Source organism: Vibrio wakamikoensis, from assembly GCF_050337275.1.
Taxonomy (GTDB): Bacteria; Pseudomonadota; Gammaproteobacteria; order Enterobacterales; family Vibrionaceae; genus Vibrio; species Vibrio chaetopteri.
This window is the reverse complement of record NZ_JAKJST010000017.1, coordinates 209,974-226,311: the sequence shown is the minus strand read 5'-3', so window position 1 is coordinate 226,311 and position 16,338 is coordinate 209,974. Positions and strand designations below refer to the sequence as shown.

Annotated in this window: 10 protein-coding genes; 6 read left to right on the top strand and 4 right to left on the bottom strand. The window is 42.4% G+C overall.

The genetic code is table 11. The annotated features are described in order from the left end of the window. Position 1 precedes the first annotated feature (1 nt). The 4 genes from L4C42_RS09395 to L4C42_RS09380 form a co-directional block, all read right to left on the bottom strand. Positions 2-1,141 (bottom strand): sulfotransferase, encoded by a 1,140-nt coding sequence (locus L4C42_RS09395; RefSeq protein ID WP_353497646.1) that lies wholly within the window; start codon positions 1,139-1,141, stop codon positions 2-4. Beyond that, a complete protein-coding gene (locus L4C42_RS09390) occupies positions 1,135-2,364 on the bottom strand; it encodes a glycosyltransferase family 4 protein (protein WP_353497645.1) in 1,230 nt (409 codons plus the stop codon). Before L4C42_RS09390 ends, L4C42_RS09395 begins: the two co-directional genes overlap by 7 nt. After that, on the bottom strand, positions 2,357-4,072 hold the full coding sequence (locus tag L4C42_RS09385) for a glycosyltransferase family 2 protein (protein ID WP_429760220.1): 1,716 nt from the start codon (positions 4,070-4,072) through the stop codon (positions 2,357-2,359). The genes L4C42_RS09390 and L4C42_RS09385 overlap by 8 nt, the downstream gene beginning before the upstream one ends. 214 nt (positions 4,073-4,286) lie before the next feature. Next, positions 4,287-8,855, bottom strand: coding sequence for a hypothetical protein (locus L4C42_RS09380; protein WP_429760218.1), 4,569 nt, complete (start codon positions 8,853-8,855; stop codon positions 4,287-4,289). Positions 8,856-9,314: 459 nt separating this feature from the next. On the opposite strand from L4C42_RS09380, the gene L4C42_RS09375 reads away from it, so the two are divergent. From L4C42_RS09375 to L4C42_RS09350, 6 genes are read left to right on the top strand one after another with little or no spacing between them, the layout of a single operon-like run. Next, a complete protein-coding gene (locus L4C42_RS09375) occupies positions 9,315-10,355 on the top strand; it encodes a hypothetical protein (protein ID WP_429760216.1) in 1,041 nt (346 codons plus the stop codon). Next, positions 10,352-12,385, top strand: a complete 2,034-nt coding sequence (locus L4C42_RS09370) for a rhamnan synthesis F family protein (protein WP_429760214.1) — start codon at positions 10,352-10,354, stop codon at positions 12,383-12,385. The genes L4C42_RS09375 and L4C42_RS09370 overlap by 4 nt, the downstream gene beginning before the upstream one ends. A gap of 6 nt (positions 12,386-12,391) precedes the next feature. Then, positions 12,392-13,249 carry a hypothetical protein gene (locus tag L4C42_RS09365; RefSeq protein WP_353497640.1) on the top strand — a complete coding sequence of 286 codons (858 nt, stop codon included), beginning with the start codon at positions 12,392-12,394 and terminating at the stop codon, positions 13,247-13,249. Beyond that, on the top strand, positions 13,246-14,415 hold the full coding sequence (locus L4C42_RS09360; protein WP_353497639.1) for a glycosyltransferase family 61 protein: 1,170 nt from the start codon (positions 13,246-13,248) through the stop codon (positions 14,413-14,415). Before L4C42_RS09365 ends, L4C42_RS09360 begins: the two co-directional genes overlap by 4 nt. Before the next feature lie 13 nt (positions 14,416-14,428). Next, on the top strand, positions 14,429-15,592 hold the full coding sequence (locus tag L4C42_RS09355) for a hypothetical protein (RefSeq protein ID WP_353497638.1): 1,164 nt from the start codon (positions 14,429-14,431) through the stop codon (positions 15,590-15,592). Next, complete coding sequence (locus tag L4C42_RS09350) at positions 15,576-16,226, top strand: ABC transporter ATP-binding protein (RefSeq protein WP_353497637.1); 651 nt, start codon at positions 15,576-15,578, stop codon at positions 16,224-16,226. Before L4C42_RS09355 ends, L4C42_RS09350 begins: the two co-directional genes overlap by 17 nt. Positions 16,227-16,338: the final 112 nt, after the last annotated feature.

Below are 16,338 nucleotides of genomic sequence, written 5' to 3'. Positions count from 1 at the left end.
CTTATAAGTAATAACGTTCATCAAGAGAGTAGCCTTGACGCTTTAATTCATCCCCACATACCTTAACAAGAGCCTGTTGCTGCGTTTCACTCCAGCCAAACTGCGAAAGGTTTCGCGCTTGCTTTGTTGGGGCCGAAGTTTGCTCAGGCCTATCATTGGTTAAGCTTCTTTCAAGCTTATTGTGACCTCGTTTGGACAAATTTAAAAATGTCGAAACTTGCAAAGCAACCTGATTCGAGTGATCTGACATCTGCTTTTGATCCACTTCCATAGCCCAATCTTTGGTCTTCAGCGCTTGATTGATCTGCTGTTTTGTTTGACGCCAAGCTATGAAGGATTGCTTCCATTGCGCTAGATGCGCCTCAAAGCTGACAGCAGGAAACTTTATCTCGCGAGATTTTACATTCTCAAGCGCTCTTCGTTTGCAGAACACCACCTTTGCATTTGGCCATGCAATTAGAGCAATAGGCAATGCTTTTAGCATCGGGATACCCGGTGTCTTGTCCAGAATAACCTGGTTACCATAATAAAGTTCATACACTCGCCTTAGTGAGCGGACTTGCTCTGCAAGCAAAACGGTATAAGGCAAAACGTTGACCAAGTTATTTTTTATTTGAGCCGTCTTAGAACGAACAAAGAAAGCATCAATAGTTTCTAATATTCTTTGAAAGCCTTCAATAACATGGGACTCTCCGTGCGCATTTGCTTCCAAACCTTTACGGAGGCCTTTACCTAGCGCTGATGTACCACTTCTTGGCGAACCTACCACAAATACCACGCTATCAACTGGATGGACTTTTTGGATAAACCCGCATGCCACTTCGTCACAAGTATCGCTATATTCAACTAACACACAAAAATGAAGGTCATGCTCTTCGGTGATTTGCTTTGAATCAACCTCTAACGAAAAGCGGTAGGTATGCGCAGTGCCTTCATCGGAAAGATCAGGGGCGGCACTCCATACAACACCTATCGAATGCTGCTCAGATAAACACTCCACTCGGATCCCTTTTACTCGATTCGATGAAGACAGCTTACCTTTAAACTCCACTTTGGCGTTCGCGACTTGACCAATAGTTGGTGAAAAAAAGTGAACCCCAACACCCGCGGCCTGTGTTTCCTGTAAGTAGTAGTTTAACATTGCTTTACAATATCCATTGTTTTCTTGTAGGCGTCAGCGAGACTCAGAGGTGGTGTAATGTTACTTGCAAGCTGAGTGTGGAGATCTTTATCTTCAGCAATCTGGACGATTCGATTAGCCAAAGCCAGGGGCTTACCTACTCTAAAGTGCAAACCTGTTACATTGTTTTCTACTTTCTCGGCCATTCCACCAATGTCGCTCACAATAAGTGGTACACCACAGTTCAAAGATTCTTGAATGACCATCGGTGAGTTTTCCCACCAAATAGAAGGGACGATTAGCCATTGAGCCGAACTCAGAATGTTACCGACGTCTTCCGCTTGATATCGCCCATGCAATCTTACTGATTTCTTACTTTTCTTAACCAGTTTCTGTATCTTTTTTTGATAGTCAGGACTCTGGTTTTCAAGCCCAGAACCATGAACATCAACCTGAACACGTTGTTTTATCTCTTCTGGTAATAGAGTGATGGCTTCTAAAAGCACATCAAGCCCTTTATTAGGGTTAATCTGCCCTATATAACAGAGACTTAGCGAGTCTGAACTTCCTTTTTCAGATTCGGAAATATTCAGTGTCGGCTGACCATTCTCTATAACCGTGATCTTTTCACTTGCGATCCCCCACTCTACGTACCTTTTTTTTAGAAATGCAGAAGGGCTAACAAAGTGATCAATTAATTTAAAGAAGGTCTGGATATAACGCTTTCTGAGATAAAACTCGCCTGGACCAAACGTAGATCCTTTAAAGCAACGGCTACAATCTAAAGTACCTGAACGATAACAAAGCTCACCGCTGCTCTTTTTCATTAACCCACCGTTCGCACATATTGCATGATACTCATGTAGTGTCATTACAATCTTGCAATTTGGAAGTGTGTCCTTAATTACTTTTATTACTTCAATACCAAGGTGGAAATAATGATGAATATAGATAACCTCAGGCTGTATTTTTTCAAGCAACCCCTTAAAGTCACCCCACAAATGGCGAGTTTTGATGTTAGAAAATAAAAAGTGGTCATCATGCGTGGTATGCATGAGAATCTCTCTTGGTGGATTGATAATGGAAAAAGCAGCTCCACCATGTGGAATAGCATCGGTTCTTGCTAAAAAATAAGCATCATCACCTTGTTTTAAACACTCCTTGTAGAAGTGATATGCGGCCTGCTCTCCCCCACCTTTATTCAATTCAGGGTGTCCGTGAGCGATGACTAGTACTTTACGCATTGGCTGCCTTTACCTCTAAAATTTTTTTATCCCACTTATTTCTTTGTCGTGTACCATTCAAAATGGTTAATTTAAACTTCCAGTCCCCACTATCCACTAGGCTTTGCGACAAACGTTCCAAGTGGACAAGCTTTTCTTCAGAATCGAGATATATTTTCTTGTCCTGCTCAGATACTTTTAAGCACAAGTCAGAATCTTCAAAATCACCAATAACGTAACCAGTGTCGAATCCATTAACTTTGTCAAACAAAGCCTTTTCCATTAGCATGCATGCCCCTGTCACAGATTCAACAGATCGCACTTGTTGAGATGGAAAAAGTGAAGATGGCATACCTTTATAAGGATGCTGGTTCATCCATATGCCCGGGTAATATGGGTCCTGAACATACTCCATCCCCAAGTGTTGCAAGGTATCATCTTCATATACCAAGCGTGTACCTAACACGCCACAATCGTCAGTCTGCTGATATTTAGCTACTAAACGGGAAAGCCATCCTGTCGTCGTTGGCATAACATCCGAGTTGAGTGCCAATATGTATTTGCCCTTAGCAATGCTAGCCCCAAGGTTATTTGCACCAGAAAAACCAAGGTTTAGCCCCGCATATACGGTTTTAAAGCTATATTTGAATGCTTGGAAAACACCATTGGCCGCAATCCCAAACTCTCTCTCAATCTTGGGGTCATCAAGAACATAGATGATTTCATGATTGTGCATATCAACATCCTCACTAAATGCGAGCATCTGATGCTGTATAAAATCGTAGCGACCATATATTGGAATGATAATGGAAACCATGGGCTCGGGAATATCTCGACCGTATACTTTCATCGTCGTTACTGACTCTAATCCGGCATTTTTTTCCTCAGAGTTCCAGATAGCCTGAACAACATTTGAGATGTTTCTACATCCAGAATTTAGAAAGTCCTTTTGGTATACATCTGTTCTGTCTAGTTGCTTTTTGAGTAAGGGTTGCGATTCCAGCTTTCTGTCACTTGATTTAACCATCACCTCTAGAGCTTGACTATTACGAGGTCGCAATTCAACACTCAACCCGTGCGCAGCAATAGTCAACCTACTGGCTATACTAATGCCAATTTTTTGACTTAAATCTAAAAGCTCTAGCTCTTCTGACACATCAGGTCGCTCAAAGCGAATCATATTAAGAGCAAGATCTTGTTTCTCTCCAAAGACATTAGTAACAAAAGCATCAACGTAGCTTTCATCCAAAATCCAGCCATCTAGAAGCAATAAATTATCATCAACCAACTCACATATGTCGATGCAGCTTCGTGCTTTTTCTGTTTCAGTGGCAATTTTCTGCTGGCTCATTTGAGCTAAAAATTGACTTCGTAATGCACCCGTGGCTTGAAGAATGAGTTCTGGTTGATCACATAGACTTCCATGAAAAGCTGACAGTGAGGTTAAATGACCATTAATTGAAATATCAATATCACCATCACAGTGAGAAACATCTGCTATACAGACAAAGCCGGTACAAAATGCCTCATCCGTTACGTTTAGAGCCGCTATTACATCCAACCTGGGAACAAGCAATGTATGCTGATTCAACTCATCTTGCTTGTGAAAAAAACGAACATTTTCTGTCAGTTCTTCAGCTACAAACCAACCGGAAAGTAGCAACATTGATGATGATAAGTAGAGGTGATCGACATGAAGATTTACGAGGGTAGAGTCTGCGACTTGCACTTGACCTTCCATTGGTATTGAGACATTCCGATGATTGTACCAAACTTCTAGGCTCTCGCAATGTAAGTAGAACTCAATAAATGATAGAGCGGCTATAAAATATGAGCTAGGGACGGTTTCTTAGCTAAACCTTTAAAGTTAAATCAGGATTCAACGAAAAATGGCCCACTTACTAAAGTGGGCCATGTCGTTACCGTTTTACAAAATCGTTGAATCAGTGAATTGGAGTGTTGAAAATCACACTCTTACCATCACGACCATCAACAGCAAGGAGTTTAGTTCCCTTCAAGCTTTGGCTCTGACCTAGAAGTACTAAATCATCAACGTTATCACCATTAACATCACCAATAGTGAAGTCGATGTCCTCCCACGTATCTGGTAATGCTAGATTGATTAGTTGACTACCATCTGCACTCGAGCGAACAGAAAGCTCCAAACGACCCGATACTGAGTTACGCCCAACCAATACCACCTCTTTGAGGCCGTCACCATCAAGATCCGGAATTTCCTGTATAGACGCCTCACTCCAAACATTGTTCCACGCTAGGTTTTGCAAACGCTGGACACTAGAGCTTGCAGTGATCCAGAGTTTAAGCTTAGACGTTCCACCTTTCTCTGACTGACCAAACAAGGCAATCTCTTTCACACCATCACCATCGCGGTCACTAATGAGCACAGGCTGGGCTTTGGTAAGCTCTGTAGGCCAGGTTTTTGAACCCACCATACCAGACCTCTTATGACCATGCTTGATCGCTACTTGATAACGTCCATCATCACTTCTTTGTCCAAACAGAGCAATATCACGATATCCATCGCCATTCATGTCCTCTAGAAGCATAACTTGACCATTTTGCCACACTGGGTTCCAGTTGTAGACTTCAAGCTTTGAAGCATCAGCGCCATCAAGCACAAACATCTGACCTTTCCCATTTCTCTTATGCGTCCCAAATAGCGCAACCTCAGGAATAGTATCCTTAGTTCGATCTGGTACCGCAAAGAAAGAAACATTTGACCAGTTGTTTACCCACTTGTAGGTATTTATTGTTGCTTTACTCGTACTGCTACGAACAATTAACTGGTTGGTATTGTTAACTTTGTGGCGACCGGACATTGCGTAATCAGGCTTACCATCAAGGTCTAAGTCGTCTATTTCTTGGAATCTGGCATCATGCAGTGTGGCACTCCAGTTCCACTTACCCATGACTTGGATATCTTTGGCAATATTCAACACAACTAGTGTATAGCGATTTCTTTCAGAATCGAGACCAAACAACCCAACTTCAGCAATGCCGTCATTGTTTCGATCACTCAGCTTATGAAGCGAGATCTGGTTTAGTCCAAGCTCAAGCTCTTGGGAACGTAGAATACCCAAAGCATTGCCACCAAATAGAGTGACCTTGGCAAACAAATCACTCGATGTATCTAATGTCACAACATTATCACGTCCGTCTTTGTTTACATCACCCCAAAGTAGTGCTTGAACATAATCTTCAACAAAATCCTTAGAATCTAAAGGATTCGTGCCATTGTTTAGCTCATCAAAGTCACTAACACCATCACCATCACTGTCGCTGTTAGACAGGCTCGTACCTAATACATATTCCATCAGGTTTGAAAGACCATCTCCATCAGCATCATTGAGAGCATCGGTTGCATCAAGGGGATCGAGATTGTTATCAATCTCAAACTTATCAGGAATACCATCACCATCGGTGTCGTCAGAACGCGGATCCGTGCCAGCAAAGAACTCTTCTAGGTTTGTCAGTCCATCGTTGTCGCTATCTTGATTGGCGTCTGCAGGATTGTATGGATCCAGGCCATGCTTGTATTCCCAAGCATCGGTTAGGCCGTCACCATCACTGTCTAAACCATCAAGATCAATTGGCATAACGATATCACTTAGCCAAACGGTATCTTCGTTCTCGTTGGTTTCATCGTCTTTGATGTAGTGCCAGCTAACCGTATGCTGCCCTTCCTCAATATCCACAACAAACTGAGTCCAGCCATTGATACCGGAGAGCTCTGTTGATTCCACTTTTACGCCGTCGACTTTGAGGTAAAGTTTGTCGAACTCATTCTCTGTCGAGGTCTTCGCCCAGTAGACGATAGAGCCATTATGGAATTTAGAGGTTAACGTAAGTGTGTCTTCACCACCATCAGCATGCGTGGTTGAGTTAACAGCATAGCCATCTCTTGAGTCCACACCAGAGGCAACCTGCCAACCTTGAGAAGCGAAGCTAACGATGTCCTTGTCATCTGCAAACGTGAATAAGCGGTACTTATCACGCGTCGGGACAGACTGCGCATTGTTATCAAAGCTTTGAGCTTGATACTCAACAAACAGCGGATAGCCATCATTATCACGATCCACCAAGCCATTGTCAGGTAGGTTTGGATCGGTACCATTAAGCAGCTCGTATTCGTCGCTTAGGCCGTCATTATCGTCGTCTGTATCTTCGTTATCGCCGATGCCATCATAGTCGGCGTCGAAGTTTTCTTTAGGGTTCGCTGGGAAAGCATCTGCGCCATCTGCGATGCCGTCACCGTCACGATCATTGAAAGACCATTGTGTTGGGGTTAAATAGTTAGAATAATTACTATAATAGGTATCAGTCGTGACTGTCCTTCCCCAAACATATAGCTCGTTGCTATTCAACCGAGTTGCAACGGTAAACTGCTCTCCAGCCGAAACCTCTTGCCATAACCCCTCCACCGCTTGGGGTTTGGGTTGGTTATCTTTATGACCAAGGCCTAGTTGACCATAGTAATTGTATCCCCAAGTATAAAGCACGCCGCTCTCTTTTATCGCATAAGAGCTTTGACCACCAACCGAAACGGCTTCCCAATCCGATTTGGTGCCAATTCTCGTAGGTAACACAACATTGCTGGTAGTATCACTGCTGACTTGGTTATAGTTATTACGACCCCATCCCCACAAGCTTCCATCCTCTTTGATAGCGAGCATGTGATCACCGTTAGCGCTGTCGGCAATAGATGCCCAGTCACTACCAGCATTTAAGGGCGTTGGTAGCGCGATAATATTTGAGGTATTTCCTAACCCAAGCTGCCCATAACCGTTATATCCCCAAGCCCATAACGAGCCATCGGATTTACGTGCTAAAGTACTATCTTCAAAAGCAGAAACCTCTACCCAGGTATTGTCATCACCGATTTGCACAAAACTATCGGAATAAACGGAGTAGCCATAGCTACCATCGCCCAGTTGCCCATAACGGTTAGAACCTTTCGCCCAAAGCGTACCATCACTTTTGATGCCAACAGCGTGATACTCTCCAACACTTATAGACTGCCAGCTATCTTCACTAACAGGTTGTGGTGTCTTGAAGTAATCAACATCCTCATCAGGGCTGAGCAAATGGTTACTATTCAATCCCCATCCCCACAGACGCCCATCACTATTAATTGCTATGGTGGCATAGACACCCGAAGAAACCGAAGTCCATTGACTCAGAGAAGGACGCGTCGGCGTGACTTTATCTGTGGTAGCATTAATGCCGAGACGGTAGTAATCGCCATCTCGCCCGCCCCAAAGAACACCGCCAGCATCTAACATGTAGTAATGTGCAGAGCCCGCACTTAACGACTTACCTGAATAGGTCATACGATAAGACGGGGTGACAAAGACAGAGCTGGAAGATATGGATCCCAGTCCAAAATGCCCCGAACTATCTTCCCCTGCTACCCAGAGCACTCCTTGCTCATCAATCACATAGGTAGAATTGTGATCAGCCCGTACAGAGCTAGCGACAATCGTTGTGTCAACTTTGGTGGGTGTATATAAAGTCGACTTGTTATTTTGACCTAATTGACCTGATGAGTTGTAGCCCCATGTCCATAGTGAGCCATCCTTTTTTGTTGCAATGACATGTTGATAGTCAACAGACACACTACTCCAGTCGGTTGAGTCATCGACTTTTGTTAGGCTACTAGTTTGCCTGATCTCATCACCTAACCCGAGTGCGCCATACCACGTACTACCATGAGTATATAGTTGACCTAGCTCATCAATAAGCATGACAACATCATCGCCAACCGCAATATCCATCCACGAATGGTTGCTTGCCATTTCTAGCGGGTTAAAGGAATCGCGCAGCGGTGTATATCCTGTAGTAAATAAGCGGCCATCCGTGGTTAATATCAGAGTCGAACTGCCATAGTTGACGACCTTTTTAACCGTCTCATCAGGCAGTACAGCAACAGGAGAGCATTTGTCCGTTGAGGAGCCGGTACCTAATCGACCTTGATAAGCTTCACCCCAAACCCATAGCTTCCCACTGTCATTGATAGCAAACACGGAATCTCCATTTGCATAAACGCTTTCCCATGTTTGCCCACTGTCAATCAATGTTGGCGTATTAACCATTTCTTCAGTTAAACCAGTCCCTCGGCCTAGATCACAATGCTCACTGTCGGTCGAATAGGTTTCATAGTGACCACTCCATGAATACAGATCGCCATTTTCTGAAATGGCAAACGAGCTATCCTCTGTAACCGCAACATCTATCCACTTGCTAACGTTAGGAGTATAGCTTTCTAGAGTTAGAGGAGTCGTTCTTTCTGAGTAATAACCCGCATCAGGAACAAAATATCGTTCACGACCTATTCCAAATAGCCGTCCTTCACCATCAATCAACAAAGAATGACTCGACCCTCGATCAATATCCAAGTAAGTTGTTGTGGCCGCAATCGCTTGTCCTGCCAGCCCAACGGCTGACAAACAAACGATCGGCACTATTTGCCCTGTTATTCGCCTTGTTTTCATACCAACTCCATTTTGACGTAAAAATCACAAACCTTTGACAATGACTGGTATTTTTACATGATGAAACAGGTGGCAGATACCGTACGCGCATATTAATTGCCATGAAATATAAAATATGTGAGCCTAATCAACAATATACAGAACAGCCGTCTTTTTATAGATTTGCACCATTGAGCTGGCAAATGCCAGCCCAGGACTACACAAGCCCAACAAATGAAACAAAGTTAGTAACTTTCCAATCCTTTCATTAAGCCCTCGAGTCCGAGCAACTCGCTGGACATATTGCAGCCGAAAAAGTCATCCTGTATCCTCTAGTGTCATATTGAAGATCTATCGTTCCTGTTTTCAATAAACTTATTCAGAAAAATAAAAGACTACGCAAAATGGATGCGTCAATACTGTGAAACCATAGGGCGGTAGCGTTCCTAATCACAGCTTACGGCTAGGACAATGTATTATATGGCTATAGAATCACTGCGACAGGTGGGGCAAACCTTTGCTTCACCTGTACTTACTTTTTTTTCACAGCAACTCGCTCAACTCCCCTCCAACCACTACTTCTTTCTTGCCCGTGAAGGATATTGGCTCGAACAAGCTTATGATGCTTATCAAACCGCACGCGGTGTAAAAACAAGCTCTCAATATTTACTGGCATCTCGAGCTTTTCTGTTCAAGTTAGGTCTTATTGAGCCGAAAAGTTATGACATTTCACTGAACTTTTCTTTCTCGGGTAGTCTTTATGAGCTAATGCGAACACGCTTTATGCTCAGTGATGTGAGCATTCGCAAACTGTTCGATGAGAAGCAGCAGTCGAAGAACATTGTGTTACCTCACGACCTTGATAAGGTTGCCCAGTTACTTCAAGACAAGCTCCCACTGCTAACATCAATTATTGCCCCATCCATGGAGGCGTATCGCCACTATTTAGCAAGCCTTGGTTTTTTCGACCAGAAAGAGGTTCATTTAGTTGATCTTGGCTACAGTGGCAGCATTCAAACACTTCTAAGCCTCTTATTTAATGTCGACTCAGTAGGACACTATTTGATTGCCTCTAATCCGGGACAGCGCACTCAAAACGGCAACCAATTAACTATGAAAGGCTACTTACATGAGGGAAGTAAGCTCGGTGAAGGTTACGCACCACTGGATCGTTCCATGCTGCTAGAGGCCGTACTCACAGCACCAATGGGGCAATTTCAGGATATTCGGTTCGACCAAACGGGAGATCAAACCTACCAATTTTTCTACGGGCGAAAGGTACGAACACAGCACAACTTCCACACGCTGGAAGCGATAATGAAAGCCGCTCTTGAAAGTATCGAGCAACATTCAGCCCTCGATATTTCATTTGAAAAGCAAGAAGTAGAGCAAATTCTAACGTCACACATGAAAAAACAAGGCATGTTCCCGAGGAGTAGCTGGGAAGTATTTGCTCTCGATGATGATATTGCAGGAGAAGGCACACTGGACGCATTAGATTTTTGGGGATTAAAGCGATGAATTACCGAGCAATGGTAAAACACAAATTACCACTAGCAGAAAAACTGCTGCGTAAGAATCCAATGTTAATGCGCTTGGCGGTAAGAACTGAATCTCACCTCATCAAACGACAACTTAAAAAACAAACCAAACAACTGCAAGGCACAGTCGCCGCGCTATCAACCGACCAAATAGAGCTGTTACAAGATGCCAAAAAACAAGGCATGTTCGACCGCAAGTGGTACGAAGATACCCAACAGCGAGTATTTAATAGTGAACTTGAGGCATTTGGTGACTACCTGAGTAAAAGCCGCTTTTGTGGGGTTAGTCCGAGCCCGGCATTCGACAACCTGCATTACTTAAAATCCAACCCAGATATCTATCACTCTGGATTACCGCCACTAGCCCATTACCTAGCGACAGGCAGCAGTGAAGGACGACCTTCACGACCGTTTTTACCGAACTGGACTCCGACAGACAAGCTTGATACCTCAATAGATATGAAAGCAATTGAGTCATTAAACATCGCCCTTTGCTTGCATGTTTTCTACGATGACTTTCTTGATTACTATCTAGAGTGCCTAAAGACCTTCCCGACAACAGTGGATGTCTTTGTATCAGTGACCAGTGAAGCATCAAAAAAACTGGCTGAAACAACGCTAGGTCAATGCACTAACATTAAAAAGTTGAAAGTTGCTATTGTCCCTAACCATGGCCGAAATTTCGGGCCACTCTTGGTCGAGTTTGGCGAACAGCTGATGGATTATGACTTATTTGCGCATTTGCACTCTAAGAAGTCACTCTACTCCGGTCGTCAACAAACACAATGGGCCGATTATTTAGGTGAGTTCTTACTCAAAGACTCCCACCGAGTCGCTCAAATGCTCACTTACTTTGCACACGATAAAGACTGCGGCATCTATTACCCAACCTCATTTTTCATGATGCCAGATTGGGTAAACCACTGGCTTAAAAACAAACCTTTTAAGCAGAAATTCTTTGACGAGTGGCAAATCGCACATCATAACGACTTCCTTGCTTACCCTGTAGGCGGAATGTTTTGGGCTCGACCTTCTGCTCTCAAACCTATGCTTGAGAAAACTTACCAATACGATGATTTTCCCACCGAGCCACTACCAAACGACGGTTCGGAGCTTCATGCGCTTGAACGCTGTATCGGTCTGCTCGCAGAGAAAACGGGGCACAAACAACTGTTCTACGTACCAGAGTTAGGCTCTTTTACACATGACCAAAGTTTTGTCTTCTCAAATTATGTGAATTCAAAGCAGCAGCTAATGGACAAGGTTAGACCTTTTGATATTATCTCGTTCGATGTGTTTGACACGCTTGTTCGTCGCAGCCACTTCGTCCCAGATTATGCCAAGCTTAAATTCGGGCAACAGCTCGAAAAAGACACTCTAGTCACAAATGCCCATGAGTTCGTCAAACTTCGCAATAAGGCCGAATTTGAAGTGCGAAAAGAGACCAACTTCCAAGGTGACATCAATATTTTCCAAGTGTATAACAAGTTAGGTCAGCACTTTGGCTGGTCAACCGAACAAGCGCGGCAATACGCTGAGGTAGAGTTCGGCTACGATCTCGCTATGATTGATAGTAAAGATGAAATCGTAGACATTTTGAATACGCTTATTGGCATGGGCAAAACCGTTTACATAATCTCTGATACTTATTACAGCGAGCATCAAATCGTGCTAATGCTACGTAAAGCAGGTGTAACTAATGGTTATCAGCTTTATGTCTCTTCAGAGATGGGGCTGCGCAAAGACAATGGCAGCATGTGGTCATATATGCAAGGTCATCTTAAAAACAAAGGCAGTTTCGTTCATATCGGTGACAATGCTGTCGCCGACGCCCAAATCCCAGGTGACTTTGGGCTGGCGAATCTACACATATTAAACCCTTCCGACAAATGGCAAGCCGCTGGCTTTGATAACCCTCTCGTCGGCAAAGATGAATTAAACGAACAACTAATTGCAAAATGGGGACCAATGATCAGTAGCTTTGGTCGTTACCCGTTTTTTGGTGAATAACTTTCTATGAGTATCAACCTTAATCAACCTAAAACCCTTATTTTCCACCCTGGCATTGGTAAAACGGCAACAAGCGCAATTCAAACCATAGGGCTTGAGTTACCTACAAACAATTCGAGACAAGCCTGTTTTTCACCGTATGGCGTCTATGGTGGTGCACACAATCATTTCGCCTCTGTTCATCCTGGATTTAGCCCAGCGATTTTTGAAAAGGAATGGAAGGAGCTACTTAAATTTGCCCTTAACAGAGATGCCAGCACCATAGTCTCTAGCGAATTTTTAATTAGAGACAATGCAAATCATATCGGAGATATGCTGGAGAGTGCGCTCAAAAGTGGCTTACAGGTCAAAGTACTATTTGCAATAAGAGATTACACTGACTATCTAAAATCCGCTTACCTTCAAGCGGTTAAGGTGCAGTGGGGACTGCGCCAAAATGAGCATGTTTTCGATTTTTGTCATCGAGAACTGGGGCAAATACGTCTCCCAGAAAAACTCGATACCTGGGCAAGGCATATCGGCGACGAAAATATTTATGTCAAAGAGTTTACTCGTGAATCTAAAGATTTTGTTCGGAGCTTTTTTTCTGACATTGAAATCGCATTGCCTGACGACATATCTACAAACCAAAAGGTCAACTCTTCCATACCTTTTGAGGCAGCCCAAACATTGCGAGCATTCGATCGAGTCTGTAAAGATGTAGAAAAGCGAAAAGAGCTGATCTCATTTTTATCAAACATCGACTATGATGGCAAACATCAACAATCGGTCAGTAATAAAATAAAGAAAGAAATAACTCGTAATACTTATCAGCATGACTGTGAACGATTAAAAGCACGATATCAATGGATTGAAAGCAAATGATTGAAATGAACTACCAAGATCCTGTGGCTCGAAGAGTAAAGCATGATTACTCTCTAAAACTTAAAGACCATATTACTCCGATATGTGGTTCAGATATCAGCGATACGCGTTTATATCAATCTACATTTACCAAATTTACACCAAGGTACCAAATAGAAGAGAATGCACTTTTTCTACCATTTAGTGAGTCCTATCACATTCCCGCAAATGGTTTCATGGAGCACCTCGGCTATGATAAACATCTCAACCCAATTCTTATCGCCGATCACTACAAACCCGTTTTAAAAGGATATAAAGACCATAACCAATTGCCAGTTTATCCATTTAAAAGAAACCTACCAAGCCTAAGATTGACCGGAAACCATTACTATATGGGGCTTCTAAATCCTCATTATGGCCATTTTTTCCTGGAGTCGCTTACTCGATTCTGGCTTGCTATGAAAAAACCGAACTTATTAGAAGTTGACACTAAGTTTGTTTTTCATGTTTATAAAAACTTTTCTCTAGAAAGTGAAAATAGATTCTTTTCTTCTAATCTTACCGAGTACTTGAATGCATTAGGGATAAGAAGAGAAAATATTATATTCGTAAGAAAGCCAACCACATTTGAGAGAATCATAGTCCCTGAAACTACAGTCTCAATTAGTGATGGCAACTGCTACTTTGCCGATGAATCGAAACACGTTTGTAGTCATCTTAATGGATTACTATCAAGAAACCACCATTCAAAGCAGGGTCAATGTCGCAAGGTTTATATAACTAGAAAACTCTTAAATAACCCCGTACAAGGTAGAGCAATAGAAAATGAATCTGAAGTAGAGCATTATTTTAGAGATATAGGTTTTGACATAGTAGCTCCAGAAACACTTACGCAATCTGAAGTACAATCAATCCTATCCGATACAACGTTTATAGCTGGAACTCCAGGCTCTGGCTTGCTAAATTCATTTTTCATCCCCCATCATGCTACTACATTAGGTTTAACTTGCTTACCTGCAACAATATATAATCCAGGCTTGAATCATCAAATAAATGCCAACCTAATATCTGGCCACAAAAGCTTAGCTTACTTTGCTTCTGACGAACTAACAAAAGTAGAAAAAGACAGCATAAAGTGGAAAGTAGACATTGACAAACTAGACGAAAAGTTAACTACACACCTGTAATTGGAGGCTGTCTTTGTTCAAACATATAATTGTTCACCTGGGGCTACACAAAACTGGCACTACCTCAATTCAAAGAACATTATTTGTTAATTATGATGCATTGCTAAATTTTGGTATTGCGTACCCAAAATTTGAAGTCGATAGATTTAAACCTGCAAACCAATCTTGGCCTATAATTAACCTGGTAAGTAACAACCCTTCCGGCTATCACTTAAACATAAGAAATCAGATTGACAACAAGATTATATCATTATCAAACATGCATAACATTGCTACCCTAAGGGAAATGTCTGAAAAATGTGATACCCTACTTATATCCGCTGAGGGCATTTCAAACTTAGACGCAAATCACCTTCAAAGGTTCAAAACGGTGATTGAGTCTAACTCGGATAAAAGAGCAACTTTTGAGTTTCATTATTTCAAAAGAAAAGTTGATAATTATATTACCAGCGTCGTTCAAGAACGCCTAAAAGGTGGAACGTTAGAGCACCATATCTTTGAAGGGTTAAGTGCAAGCGATATGAGCAATGACTACTTACGCATCGATGCTCTAAAGCGAATTTTTCCTCAATCGAAAATTACTGAACATAGTTTTGAGAAGGCTTGTAAATACAGGCGTGGCTTAGAGCACTACTTTTTAGAAAAAGTGGTAGGTTACAAACACTCTTTCAAAGCAGTGAAAATCAGTAACGAAAGCTTGAGCGCTCAATCCTATGAACTTATTCAAAATTACATTTCCTCATCTAGTCTATACCAAGATGTACCCTTATCAGGGAGCGAATACCAAAAAAACATCCACCTACTATCCTTGATTAACGGTGATAAGTTCAAGCTAAACCTTAGGCATATTGGTTACATAAAAGCATTTGAAAACAAAAAGCACATTTTAAAAGAGAAGGAACTGTTGAGAGAAGCATTACCTGCAGAGTATTGCTGGAAAAGATTAGACTTCAAGAGTACTTGCAAACACCTAATAATCGTTAGTGATGAGTGTCGAAATATTTCCCTAGACTACTTGAGATGCCTAGCCCGCGAAACCATACGTACTTATCCAAAAACCACGGTTCAACTCATACTTTTGATAATAACAGTCAAATTCGGAGTTCCACTGCGTTCAATAATCAAAGCCATTAGAGTGAAAGCAAGTAAAAAGGGTAAATATGATAAAGGCCAGTAACCTTACCAAGTTCTACCCTTCTGAACTTGGTAACCAGTATATTTTTGAAAATCTAAACTTCACCTTTCCAAGCAACAAAAACATTGCCATCCTAGGCTCGAACGGCGCTGGCAAGTCAACGCTCTTCAGGATACTGGCAGGTAGTGAGTATCCCAATAAAGGTAAGGTCGTCACCAATAAATCTATTTCTTGGCCAGTTGCTCTCGCGACGGGTATTCATCCACAAATGACTGGGCGGGAAAACACCCGTTTTATAGGCCGAGTCAATGGTGTGAAGAACTTAGCTGAGTACGAGGAAAAGGTAAGAGACTTTGCAGAGCTGGGCATCAAATACGATCTACCCGTCAAAAGCTACTCTAGTGGTATGCGCTCTCGCTTAGCGTTTGGTTGCTGCATCGCCATTGACTTTGACGTGTACCTAATTGATGAAGCTACCTCTGTCGGGGATCCCAAATTTAAACGCAAGGCTAAACAAGCGCTGTTAGACAAGTCTCGAACAGCTAATGTGATTATGGTAAGCCATGATATGAAAGAAATACGGCAATTTTGTGATAGCGCTGTGATACTGCATCAAGGCCAATTGCAATACTTCGAAGATCTCGAACAAGCTTTGGATGTTTATAGCAGTTTATAGTAGCTTTCACTATCACTACTCTCTCGACTTATTATCAAGTCCATTTTATGATAGCTACTGGCTAGAAAACTAAGAAGGAATGCAAACAGGTTACGACCTTTAGCACAGAGAC